This is a genomic window from Lysobacter sp. TAB13 (genome assembly GCF_052113885.1).
Lineage (GTDB): Bacteria > Pseudomonadota > Gammaproteobacteria > Xanthomonadales > Xanthomonadaceae > Lysobacter > Lysobacter gummosus.
This window is the reverse complement of the sequence record NZ_JBFRDR010000012.1, coordinates 78293-89256: the sequence shown is the minus strand read 5'-3', so window position 1 is coordinate 89256 and position 10964 is coordinate 78293. Positions and strand designations below refer to the sequence as shown.

Here is a 10964-nt window from a genome sequence, read left to right as displayed (position 1 = left end):
CACTGTTGCCGTCTCAATCCTCCAGTCGCAACCTCCGCCGTGTTTTCGACGCCACCGGCGCCGTCTCGCGCATCGGCCTGATCGCTACCAGAAGAGACGCTAAAAAGACTGAAAAACATACAATGCTTTAGTGTTTTTTTAGTGAGTTAACAGGCCGGGAAATTTGCTTGCGGCTTGCGAAACAGGTTGTGTCTACACGTATCAGTCATAAGTTGCATTGACGCGGGTTCGGATTGCGATTGGGATGAAGGTGGGATCGCAATCGGGGAAGGTGATGATTCGTACATCCGTTGTCCGCGCATGGCGGTTCGCCACGCCGCTGCCGAAACTGCTCTGCGGCCTGGTTTTTCTGGTCGCCGCATCTGCCGCGCATGCGGCAAACGCCGATCCGAACGATCCGGCCTTGAACATTTTGCATCCGCCTTCGCCCGAGAGCATGGAGCCGTACGATCTGGCGATCGATGCGCCGGTGCTGGTGTTGTTCGGTCAATCCAACGCGCTCGGTTCGGGCGCTTTGATGAGCAGCCCCGCCGATCAGGCCGACATCGATGCCTGCGGCAGAATGCCCAACGTCAAGGGACTGCGGCGCGATTCCAATCGTGTGGCGGGCGCGACTTCCGCGGTCTGGGGCGCTTATACCTGCGGTGGCACCAACCTTGGCGAGGAGTACGGCCAGGGGCTCGCGTACAACACCGCAAGCGTATTCGCGCTGCGCTGGCAGCGAGCCATCAATGCCGGGATGAAGTTGCCCGACTTGCATGTCATCCACATCGCATGGAGTTCGCAAGGTGTGCAAGAAGCCGACGGCCCGACCAATCGCTGGTGGATGGGGCGCGATGCGTCCAGCGTGGAGAGTCTGCATCCGCTCGCCGTGAATACTTTGGCCAATGCCTTGCAGGCCTTGCGCGCCCAGGGCAAGCGTCCGCGCATCATCGGCCTGCATTGGAACCAGTGGGAGTGCGAGGCCAACGCGGGAACGGTGGCGAGCAAGGAGCAGATCAAGGAGGTCTACCGCAACACGGTCGGCGCATTCAGGGCGGTCGCCGGAAGCGTGACATTTCCTATCTACTTCTACCGGCCGCGTTCGATCGTGCTCAATCGCGGCATGACCCAGCAGCTGATCGATGCGCTGACCGAACTGGCCAGCGAGCCGGGCGCCAACGCATTTCAGCTGCTCGATCCGGCCGCTGTCACCGACGCGAGCGGCGCGCGGATCTACAACCCGGGCAACTCGCCGAATTTCGGCATCTTCTCAGGCGACGGCATCCATCAGAATCGCGCCGTACAGCAGTGGTGGGCGCAGAAGCAGTGGGAAGCGGTGTTCCACGATGGCGTATACGGCGCGCCGGCGGTACAGCCGGTCAATGTCGCGCTCGGCCGACCGGCGACTCAGTCTTCGGTCGAATACGGCGGTGTGGCCGCGCGCGCGGTGGACGGCAACAGCTCGGGCTTTTACGCCAGCAATACGATCACCCATACCAGTGTCGAAGCCAATCCTTGGTGGCAAGTGGACCTGGGCGCGTCCAAGGCGATCAGCACCATCGTGTTGGCGCGCCGAACGGAATGTTGCGATGAGCGGTTGGCGAATTTCTCGGTGTTCGTCTCGGCGACCGACATGACCGGGCGAAGCTACGCGGATCTGGTCGGCGATGCCGCAGTCTGGCGTTATCGGGTCAACGGCGCCGCGCCCGCGCAATTCACCGTTCCGGCCGGGGTGAGCGGACGTTATGTGCGCGTGCAACTGGCGGGTGCTGGCATCTTGCAACTGTCGGAGGTGGCGGTGAATACCGCGTCGCCGGCCTATTACAACGTCGCGTTCGGCAAGTCGGCATCGGCGTCGAGCGTCGGCTTCAACTCCGTCGCCTACGATGCCGTCGACGGAAACACCGACGGCAACTTCGATCACGGCTCAGTGGTGCATACCAACTACGACGCCAATCCGTGGTGGCAGGTCGATCTGGGAGCGACATACGCGCTCGATCGCATCGTGATCTACAACCGCACCGACTGCTGCGCCGAACGGATGGCCTACGCCACGACCTTCATTTCGCGAACCGATCCGTCCGGACGCGGCTATTGGGAACTGATGAACGACCCGGCGGTGATCCATTATCAGTTCGGAGCCGCGCCACCGGCGATCGCTACGATCAACACCAGCGGCGGCGTCGGCCGCTATGTCCGCGTGCAACTGCCGGGCAGCAATTACCTCAATATCGCCGAAGTCAAAGTGATGGGCTCCGCCACCCAGTGAATGAACGTGAAGCCTTCCGAGCCGACGTGAAGGCTTCGGTTTCGGCGTAGGGCCGCCACGGGCGCGCTAACGCAAAGCTTCGCGATCGCGATGTCTGCGCAGTGGCGCGCGCCGGCCGGCGGCGCGCGTCCGCGGCGCGATTCAATCCGTCAGCCCCAGTCGCTGCCGCACCTCCAGCGCCACTCGCGCCGTCTCGCGCAGCGGCGTCACCGGATACGGCAGCAGTTGCGAATCGAACGCGCGCACCCGCCCCAGGCTGAGCAGGCTGTCGACGAAACGCCGCGGCCGTCCATCGACCCGATCGATGCCGAACGCGAACACCGGCACGCGGGTCGCGGCGGCTTCCGACAGCATGTTGACCGAGTCGGCGGTGCAGACGATGCGGTCGGCCCAGCCGAGCAGGCCGGGGTAGGGGTTGGTGCCTTCGCCGGGTTCGTACCACGACACCCGCGGCAATCGCGCCAGGCGTTCGCGCAGGCGCGCGCGGATCGGCGCGGGCGTGCGTCGCGAGGTGGTCGCCAGCAGGCTGCCGCCTTCGCGTTCCAGCAGCGTCTGCAAGCGCTCGGCTAGGGCGTCGAAGGCGGCCTGATCGAAGTGGGCGTGCGCGCTCGACCCGCCCAGCAACAGCGCGGTGCGCGGGCCAGGCAGGGCGCCGAAGGCGGGGAAGGTCTTGCGCGCGCCGGCCAGCCACAGGTCATCGACCGGGTGCAGGCTGCCGAGCAGGGTGACGACGTTGGCGCCGTGCAGGCCGTCGTGTTCCGGCGCGATCACCAGGTCCCAGTGGCGGGTGGCGATGCGCGGATCGAGGATCTGCACGCTGCGGCAGGCGTCGCTGCGCAGCAGCCGGGTTGCCAGCGCCGCCTGCCGGCCGCAGCCGATCGCCAGCCGCGGCCGGGCGTCCAGCGCGCGGACGAAATCCGGGCCGAACGCGTTCAGGGCCCCGGGCAGCCGGCGCGGCGAGGCCCAGCGCCAGGGCGCTCGCGCGCTCAGGATCCAGTCGGTCGCCGGCCGGCCCAGGGCCAGGGCCAGAGCGGTCGCCTGACGCTGATTGCCGGCATGGCCGTCGGTCAGCGACCAGGTTGCGGAAATGGAGTCAGTCTTCGCAGAAATGCCGTTTCGTTGCACGGGCGCAGTTAATCCGTTCCGGGAGTGACGGTTTTGCGGTCGGATCGAGACTCTACACTTCCGTCTCCCGATCACCTTGCCAAGCTTGGCAGCCCCACGGAGAAGACGATGTCCAAGGCTTTGAACGACGAAGCGCTCGATCAGCTGTTCCGCACCGCCCGTACCCACAACGTCCTGGGCGGTGAGATCAGCGAGGAGACGCTGCGTCAGCTCTACGACCTGGTGAAGTGGGGCCCCACCAGCGCCAACGGCTCGCCGGCGCGGTTCGTGTTCGTGAAGTCGCAGCAGGCCAAGCAGAAGCTGGCGCCGGCCCTGTCGGCGGGCAATCTGGCCAAGACCCTGGCCGCGCCGGTCACGGTGATCGTCGCGCACGATCTGGATTTCTACGAAAAGCTGCCCTACCTGTTCCCGCACGACGACGCGCGCAGCTGGTTCGCCGGCAACGAGGCCTCGATCAACACCACCGCCTTCCGCAACGGCAGCCTGCAGGGCGCCTACCTGATCCTGGCCGCGCGCGCGCTGGGCCTGGACACCGGCGCGATGTCGGGCTTCGACAACGCCAAGGTCGATGAAGCCTTCTTCGCCGGCACCAAGATCAAGTCGAACTTCCTGATCAACCTGGGCGCCGGCGATCACGCCCAGCTGTTCCCGCGCTCGCCGCGCCTGCCGTTCGACGAGGCCGCGCGCATCGACTGAGGCGTGCGCGCCCGCACGTTTCCCGGCGCGGACGAATCAGGCCCGCGCCGGCTTGCGCCATAGTGGTTTCGCATTATTCCAAGCACGAACTCCAAGCAAGAACCCGCGATCCAACCGTTGATTCCCTTTTCGAGGAGCTCCACCATGAAGCGCATCCTGCTCGCCGCCGCCCTGGGCCTGGCTTTCGCCGGCACCGCCAGCGCCGCCGCCGTGACCTACAAGATCGACCCGAACCACACCGACGTGGTCGCCAGTTGGAGCCACTTCGGCTTCTCCAACCCGATCGCGCATTTCGGCAAGGTGGACGGCACCATCACCTATGATCCGGCCAAGCCGGCCGCGTCCAAGGTCGAAGTGACCATTCCGCTGGACGGCCTGGATTCGCACGTGGGCGATTTCGACGAGCACCTCAAGAGCGCGGATTTCTTCGACGCCGCCAAGTTCCCGACCATCACCTTCAAGAGCACCAAGGTCGAAGCGGCCGGCGACAAGAAGCTGAAGGTCACCGGCGATCTGACCGTGCACGGCGTGACCAAGCCGGCGGTGCTGGAGGTGAACATCAACAAGATCGGCGAGCAGCCGATGGCCAAGCGCGCCGCGGCCGGTTTCGACGCCAGCACCACGCTCAAGCGCAGCGATTTCGGCATCGCCAAGTACGTGCCCAACGTCAGCGACGAGATCAAGATCCACATCACCACCGAAGCGATCGTGCCCAAGCCCTGAGCCGCGCGATCGGTTTGATCGGTAAACTGTCGCGCGCATGATCATCCAACGCCCCTCCACCGCCCGCGGCCGCGTCCAGGCCGGTTGGCTCGACAGCCGCCACACGTTTTCCTTCGGCGGTTATTACGATCCGGGCTGGATGGGCTTCGGTTGCCTGCGCGTGATCAACGAAGACCGCGTCGATCCCGGCGCGGGCTTCGCCCCGCATCGCCATGCCAACATGGAAATCCTGAGCTACGTGCTCAGCGGCGCGCTGGCGCACCGCGACAGCAGCGGCGGTGGCGGCACCATCGGCCGCGGCGAGTTGCAGTGGATGAGCGCCGGCCACGGCGTGGAGCACAGCGAATTCAACGCATCGGCGAGCGAGCCGGTGCATTTCCTGCAGATCTGGGTGCAGCCCGACCGGCTCAACGCGCAGCCGGCGTATGCGCAGCCGGCGGCGGTCGAGGGCGGCGACGGCGAGTTCGTGCTGCGCGCTTCGCGCGACGGGGTTCATGGCGGCGTGCCGATCCGGCAGGACCTCACCTTGCATTCGCTGGCGCTGGGCAAGGGCACGCGGGTGGAGCGTTCGCTGGATTCGCGGCGGATGTATTGGCTGCAGGTGGCGCAAGGGCGTATCGACGCCAACGGGCAGGTGCTGGACGCCGGCGATGCGCTGGGGTTCGTGGAGGAATCGGCGCCGCTGGTCTTGACCGGGCTGGGTGATTCGGCGGCCGATGTGCTTTGGTTCGATTTGCCGGCTGCGGGCTGACAGCAAGAGCGAATCCCCCCTGCCCCCCTTTTTCAAAGGGGGGAACAGCCGCGGTGTTGGTGGGGTGCTGCCTCGATGACGGGCGCAGCCAGGTACCTACTCCCCCGTTCCTGCCTTTGCCGTTCCCCCCTTTGAAAAAGGGGGGCAGGGGGGATTCGCTCTTGCTCCACCTGCCCAAATCCGACACATCGGCCTCTCCCCCTACACCCGACCCACCCCCGCGCGCTGTTAAACTGCCCGCCCGCGTCGCCACCCGTCGTCCCCCATGACCACCGCAGCCAACGCCCATCCCACCCAGGCCAACGCCGACCAGCGCTACACCGTCACCCTCGCTGATCTGCCGCTGAGCTGCCCGCTGCCGTCGATGGCGCTGTGGAACTCGCACCCGCGCGTGTACCTGCCGATCGAGGCCGAGCGCGAATGCCTGTGCCCGTACTGCGGCGCGCACTTCACCCTGATCGACGCCTGACGCGCACGCCATGTCATCGCCGGAGCCGACGAACACCCGCCGGCTGACGGTCATGCAGTTGCTGCCGGCGCTGGAATCGGGCGGCGTCGAACGTTCCACCCTGGAAGTCGCCGACGCGCTGGTGCGCGCCGGCCATCGCGCGATCGTGGTCTCGGCCGGCGGCCGGCTGGTGCCCAAGCTGCTGGCCAGCGGCGCGGAACACATCGAATTGCCGGTCGGACGCAAGTCGCCGTCCACCTTGCTGCACGCGTTCAAGCTGCGCCGGCTGTGGACCGACTTGAACGTCGATCTGGTCCATGCGCGTTCGCGCCTGCCGGCCTGGATCGGCCTGCTGGCCTGGCGCGGCATGAGCGAACAGGCGCGGCCGCGCCTGGTCACCACCGTGCACGGCCTGAATTCGCCTTCGCGCTACAGCGCGGTGATGACCCGCGGCGAACGCGTGATCTGCGTCTCGCGCACCGTGCGCGACTACGTGCTCCAACACTATCCCGACACCGAGCCGGACAAACTGCGGATCATCCCGCGCGGCATCGACACGCAGGCGTTTCCGCGCGCGCCGTGGCCCGATCGCGACGCGCGCGCGTGGGCGGCGGCGCAGCACCCGGCGCTGGCCGGCGAGGGCCCGCTGCTGCTGCTGCCCGGCCGCGGCACGCGCCTGAAAGGCCATGCCGACGGCTTGCAACTGTTGGCCGACCTGCGCGCCGACGGCCGCGATGCGCGGCTGTGGCTGCCGGGCGCGCGCGAAAGCGGACGCGAGGCGTACATCGGCGAAATGGAACAACTCGCGCAACAACTCGGCGTCGCCGACGCGGTGGCTTTCACCGAGCCGACCGACGCGATCGCGCGCGCCTACGCCGCCAGCGATCTGGTCCTGCAGCTGTCGCGCAAACCCGAGGCTTTCGGCCGCACCGTGGTCGAAGCGCTGGCCTGCGGGCGGCCGGTGCTGGGCTGGAATCACGGCGGCGTCGGCGAACTGCTGGCGCAGCTGCAGCCGCGCGGCGCGGTCGAGCCCTTCGATGCGCAGGCTGCGCAAAGCGCGGCTTGCGAATTGCTAACGCAAGCGCCCGCGGCAGTGGATACGATGGCGTTTTCCCTGCGGGCGATGCAGGAGGCCACGCTTGCCGTCTATGCCGAACTCATCGACGCCCACTGACCCCGCCGGCCCGGCCGCCGCCGGGCCGATCGGTCTGCCGCCGTCTGCCGCGCACGCGCCGCCGGAGCTACCGCCGGCGATCGTCGGCTGGCGCTGGGCGCCGGTGTGGGTGCTGGCCTACGTCGCCTTGCTGTTCGCGCCGGGCATCGCCGAGACCGCGCTGAGCCTGGGCGCGATCACCATGCTGGTGAAGCTGGTGCTGGCGCGCTTCAACACCGGCGCGCGCCTGCTCAGCGATCCGGCCTGGGCGCTGACCAGCGTGCTGTTCGCCGCCTACTGGCTGCCCGAACTGATCTCGGCGATCGACGCGGTCGATCCCGGCCGCGCCTTGCGCGAGGCCGCGGTGGACCTGCGCTATCTGCCGTTCCTGTGGCTGGTCGCGGCCGCGGTCGCGTCGAAGGAAGGACGGCGCACCACCTTCGGCGGGCTGGCGATCATCATCTCGATCTGGACCGCCGACGCGCTGCTGCAAGGCATCAGCGGCACCAGTCCGCTGTTCTTCCTGATCGATGCGCTCAAGCATGCGATCAACGGCCATGCCACCTGCAGCGAGGCCGAAATCGCCAGCGTCGACCGGCTCGGCGGCATCCTGGGGCCGTGCAATCTCAAGCTCGGCCAGGTGATCGCGAGCTTCTCGCCGTTCGTGCTGTACGCGGCCGCGCGCCGTTACGGCGTGGGCGGCTGGCTGGCGGCGAGCGCGGCGGTCGGGATCGTGGTGGTGCTGGCCGGTTCGCGCGCATCGTGGATCACCTTCGCCCTGGTGCTGCTGCTGTCGGGCTGGCGTCTGCTGGGCTGGAAGCGGTTGGCGGCCTTGTTCGCCTCGGGCCTGCTGGCGCTGGTGGTGCTGAACTTCACCTCGACCCAGGTGCACGACCGCCTGCAGCGCACCTCGCATATCGTCAGCACCGATTTGATCGGCGTGGATACCGCGCTGTCGGGACGCACGCGGATCTGGCGCGCGGCGCTGTGCATGGTCGCCGAACATCCCATCAACGGCGTGGGCGCGCGCGGTTTCCGCGAAGCCTTCCCGGCCTGCGATCCGCAGCCGGGCGTGGTCACGTCCTGGGGCTACGGCCCGGCCTTGCACGCGCATCAGCTGATACTGGAAGTGCTCAGCGAAACCGGCGCGTTCGGCCTGCTGATGTGGCTGGCCGGCGCGGCCCTGGCCTGGCGCGCGTGGACCTTCGCCGACGGCGCGGCGCGCGAACGCGCGCGGCCGGCGATGCTGGCCTTGCTGGTGACGGTGTTTCCGTTCAACACCCACCTGGCCTTTTATTCGACCTTCTGGGGCGGGCTGACGTTGCTGCTCGCGGCCTTGTATGCCGGCAGTTTGCTGGCGCAGCCGCCGCTGGACGGAACCCGGGTCGACAGTCGATAGGCGCGGAACCCGCGACCGCGGTCGCGCCGCACCTCAGGACTGCCGCTTGTACGGCGAGACCATCCCCGGCGGGCGGCGCTTGAAGCGGCGGTGGATCCACAGGTACTGGCTCGGCGCCTGCCGCACCATGCTCTCGATTTGCGCATTGACGCGGGTGCTGTCGTGGGTGGCATCGCTGGACGGGAACTTCGGCAGCGGCGCGCCCACGCGCAGGATGTAGTCGGCACCTTCGCGACGATGGAAGAACGGCACCACCGCGCAGCCGCTGAGCCGCGCAAACTGATGCGTGGCGGTGATCGTCGCCGCCGGCACGCCGAAGAACGGCGCGAACACGGTGTCCTTGCCGCGCATATCCTGATCGGGCGCGTACCACAGGAACCCGCCCTGCTTGAGGTGGCGCATCGCCGGGCGGATTTCCTCGTTGGTGAACATCGCCGCGGCATAGCGCAGGCGGCCGCGCTTGACCGCCCATTCCATCACCGGATTGCGGTGCTTGCGGTACATGCCGGCCAGCGGCAGGTGGTCGCACATCAGCCGGCCGCACATCTCCAGGGTCATGAAATGGCCGGAGATCATCAGCACGCCGCGCCCGGCCGCGCGCACCTCGTCCAGCAGCTCCAGGCCCTCGATCCGCACTGTGCGCCGCATCGGCGCGACCTCGCCCCACCAGGCGCGGGCGAATTCGAAGAAGCCCACGCCCAGGTCGCGGAAGCTCTCGCGCAGCAGTTGCTCTCGCTCGGCCTCGGTCTTTTCCGGGAAGCACAGCTTCAGGTTGATCCGCGCCGCGCGCCGGCGCTCGCTCGCCGCGCGCAGCGCGAAGGCGCCGATCCAGCCGCCGATCAGGCGCTGCAGCGCCCACGGCAGGCGCGCGCCGGCGCACATGCCGGCCAGCGCCAGCCACATCGGCCACAGGCGCGGCGACAGCAGGGAAGGACGCGGAGGCAGGGCGGGTTCGGCCATGCCGATAGTTTATGCGGTGAGCGCGTGAATGGCCGCGCGGGCGGGAGCGAAAGGGACATGGATCGGCATGGCATCGGTGTTCCGGTCTCGTTCCACACCGTCTCCACCTGCGAATCACCGCCACAGCCCTTATCCTTACCGCATGCGGAAGGATTTGATCGAGCGCCTGTTGCGCGGCCTGTATTCGGTCGCGCTGTATCTGTTGGCGCCGGTCACGGTGTATCACCTGATATGGCGCGGTTTTCGCCAGCCGGCGTACTTCCAGCGCTGGCTGGAGCGCTACGCGATCTACCGCGGCCCGGCGCAGACGCGCACCTTGTGGCTGCACGCGGTCTCGGTCGGTGAGGTCAACGCCGCCATTCCGCTGGTCAACGCCTTGCGCCGCGGCCGTCCGGACCTGCGCCTGCTGGTCACCACGATCACCCCGACGGGTTCGGATCGCGCGCGCTCGGCCTGGGGCGATTCGGTCGAGCACGTCTATCTGCCCTACGATCTGCCCGGCGCGGTCGGCCGCTTCCTGCGTCATCACAAGCCGTGCGCGGCGCTGATCATGGAAACCGAGCTGTGGCCGAACCTGTTGTTCGGCTGCCGCGATCGCGGCATTCCGGCCTACATCCTCAACGCGCGGCTGTCGGAGCGCTCGCTGCGCGGTTACCGCGCGCTGGCGCCGCTGGTGAGCCGCGCGCTGCGCACGGTGCGCGCGGTCGCGGCGCAGTCGCGCGCCGACGGCGAGCGTTTCATCCAGCTCGGCGCCAGCCCGGAGCAGGTGATCCAGACCGGCAATCTGAAGTTCGACGTCAGCGTGCCCGATGCGCTGGAGGAGTTCGCCCTGGAATGCCACCGGCATACCGGCGAGCGGCCGGTGTGGATCGCGGCGAGCACGCACGAGGACGAAGAAGCCGCGACCGTGGCCATGCACCGGCGCCTGCGCGAGCGTTTCCCCGGCCTGCTGCTGCTGTGGGCGCCGCGCCATCCCGAGCGTTTCCGGGTGGTGGCCGAGAACGCGCGCAGCGCCGGCTGGCAGGTGTCCACGCGTTCGCGCGCGCGCTGGCCGCAGCCGGGCGACGATGTGTTCGTGATCGACACGCTGGGCGAGTTGATGAGTTTCTACGCCTGCGCCGATGTCGCTTTCGTCGGTGGCAGCTTGCAGGCGATCGGCGGGCATAACCTGCTGGAACCGGCGGCGACGGGCACGCCTATCGTCACCGGGCCGCATCTGCACAACTTCGTCGAGATCGCGCAGCGGCTGGAAGACGCCGGCGCCTTGCGCATCGGCCAGGACGCCGACGCGGTGGAGGCGGCGGTCGAGCGCTTGCTCGCCGATCCGATCGAGCGCGCGCAGATGATCGACGCCGGCCGGGCGCTGGTCGAACTGGGCCGCGGCGCGTTGGCGCGGACGATGGCGTTGTTGCAGCCGTCGTTGCCGGCTCGGGAGTTGTAGCAACAACGAACGCCTGC

General features: G+C 67.9%; 11 protein-coding genes. 8 read left to right on the top strand and 3 right to left on the bottom strand.

Going from position 1 to position 10964, the window contains the following annotated elements:
* Positions 1-201: 201 nt before the first annotated feature.
* Positions 202-411, bottom strand: coding sequence for a hypothetical protein (locus AB4Y92_RS15545; protein ID WP_441820474.1), 210 nt, complete (start codon positions 409-411; stop codon positions 202-204).
* Between AB4Y92_RS15545 and AB4Y92_RS15540 the strand changes: the two genes are divergently transcribed.
* Complete coding sequence (locus AB4Y92_RS15540; protein WP_441820473.1) at positions 404-2251, top strand: galactose-binding domain-containing protein; 1848 nt, start codon at positions 404-406, stop codon at positions 2249-2251. The genes AB4Y92_RS15545 and AB4Y92_RS15540 overlap by 8 nt on opposite strands.
* Before the next feature lie 141 nt (positions 2252-2392).
* Here AB4Y92_RS15540 and AB4Y92_RS15535 read toward each other — a convergent pair whose 3' ends face one another.
* Complete coding sequence (locus AB4Y92_RS15535) at positions 2393-3340, bottom strand: mitochondrial fission ELM1 family protein (protein WP_441820558.1); 948 nt, start codon at positions 3338-3340, stop codon at positions 2393-2395.
* A 144-nt stretch (positions 3341-3484) separates the two neighbouring features.
* Here AB4Y92_RS15535 and AB4Y92_RS15530 point away from each other — a divergent pair, with 144 nt between their 5' ends.
* The 6 genes from AB4Y92_RS15530 (at position 3485) to AB4Y92_RS15505 (ending at position 8546) form a co-directional block, all read left to right on the top strand.
* Entirely contained in the window at positions 3485-4072 is a 588-nt protein-coding gene (locus AB4Y92_RS15530; RefSeq protein WP_441820472.1) for a malonic semialdehyde reductase, read from the top strand.
* Positions 4073-4216: 144 nt separating this feature from the next.
* Positions 4217-4795 carry a YceI family protein gene (locus AB4Y92_RS15525; protein WP_441820471.1) on the top strand — a complete coding sequence of 193 codons (579 nt, stop codon included), beginning with the start codon at positions 4217-4219 and terminating at the stop codon, positions 4793-4795.
* A 37-nt stretch (positions 4796-4832) separates the two neighbouring features.
* Positions 4833-5546 carry a pirin family protein gene (locus AB4Y92_RS15520; RefSeq protein ID WP_441820470.1) on the top strand — a complete coding sequence of 238 codons (714 nt, stop codon included), beginning with the start codon at positions 4833-4835 and terminating at the stop codon, positions 5544-5546.
* A gap of 265 nt (positions 5547-5811) precedes the next feature.
* Positions 5812-6015 carry a zinc-finger domain-containing protein gene (locus tag AB4Y92_RS15515; RefSeq protein ID WP_057941667.1) on the top strand — a complete coding sequence of 68 codons (204 nt, stop codon included), beginning with the start codon at positions 5812-5814 and terminating at the stop codon, positions 6013-6015.
* A gap of 10 nt (positions 6016-6025) precedes the next feature.
* Positions 6026-7168 carry a glycosyltransferase family 4 protein gene (locus tag AB4Y92_RS15510; RefSeq protein ID WP_441820469.1) on the top strand — a complete coding sequence of 381 codons (1143 nt, stop codon included), beginning with the start codon at positions 6026-6028 and terminating at the stop codon, positions 7166-7168.
* A 34-nt stretch (positions 7169-7202) separates the two neighbouring features.
* The gene (locus AB4Y92_RS15505) at positions 7203-8546 is read left to right on the top strand and encodes an O-antigen ligase family protein (protein WP_441820557.1); all 1344 of its coding nucleotides are present in this window, start codon (positions 7203-7205) and stop codon (positions 8544-8546) included.
* 33 nt (positions 8547-8579) lie between these two features.
* Here the strand turns inward: AB4Y92_RS15505 and lpxL are convergent, their stop codons facing one another.
* Positions 8580-9506, bottom strand: coding sequence for an LpxL/LpxP family Kdo(2)-lipid IV(A) lauroyl/palmitoleoyl acyltransferase (gene lpxL / locus AB4Y92_RS15500; RefSeq protein WP_441820468.1), 927 nt, complete (start codon positions 9504-9506; stop codon positions 8580-8582).
* A 142-nt stretch (positions 9507-9648) separates the two neighbouring features.
* On the opposite strand from lpxL, the gene waaA reads away from it, so the two are divergent.
* Positions 9649-10947 (top strand): lipid IV(A) 3-deoxy-D-manno-octulosonic acid transferase, encoded by a 1299-nt coding sequence (gene waaA, locus AB4Y92_RS15495; protein ID WP_057941670.1) that lies wholly within the window; start codon positions 9649-9651, stop codon positions 10945-10947.
* Positions 10948-10964 lie beyond the last annotated feature (17 nt).

Coding starts and splice junctions, on each gene's coding strand:
- AB4Y92_RS15545 (WP_441820474.1), bottom strand. CDS start 411: ATGTTCAAGGCCGGATCGTTCGGATCGGCGTTTGCCGCATGCGCGGCA.
- AB4Y92_RS15530 (WP_441820472.1), top strand. CDS start 3,485: ATGTCCAAGGCTTTGAACGACGAAGCGCTCGATCAGCTGTTCCGCACC.
- AB4Y92_RS15525 (WP_441820471.1), top strand. CDS start 4,217: ATGAAGCGCATCCTGCTCGCCGCCGCCCTGGGCCTGGCTTTCGCCGGC.
- AB4Y92_RS15520 (WP_441820470.1), top strand. CDS start 4,833: ATGATCATCCAACGCCCCTCCACCGCCCGCGGCCGCGTCCAGGCCGGT.
- AB4Y92_RS15515 (WP_057941667.1), top strand. CDS start 5,812: ATGACCACCGCAGCCAACGCCCATCCCACCCAGGCCAACGCCGACCAG.
- AB4Y92_RS15510 (WP_441820469.1), top strand. CDS start 6,026: ATGTCATCGCCGGAGCCGACGAACACCCGCCGGCTGACGGTCATGCAG.
- lpxL (WP_441820468.1), bottom strand. CDS start 9,506: ATGGCCGAACCCGCCCTGCCTCCGCGTCCTTCCCTGCTGTCGCCGCGC.
- waaA (WP_057941670.1), top strand. CDS start 9,649: ATGCGGAAGGATTTGATCGAGCGCCTGTTGCGCGGCCTGTATTCGGTC.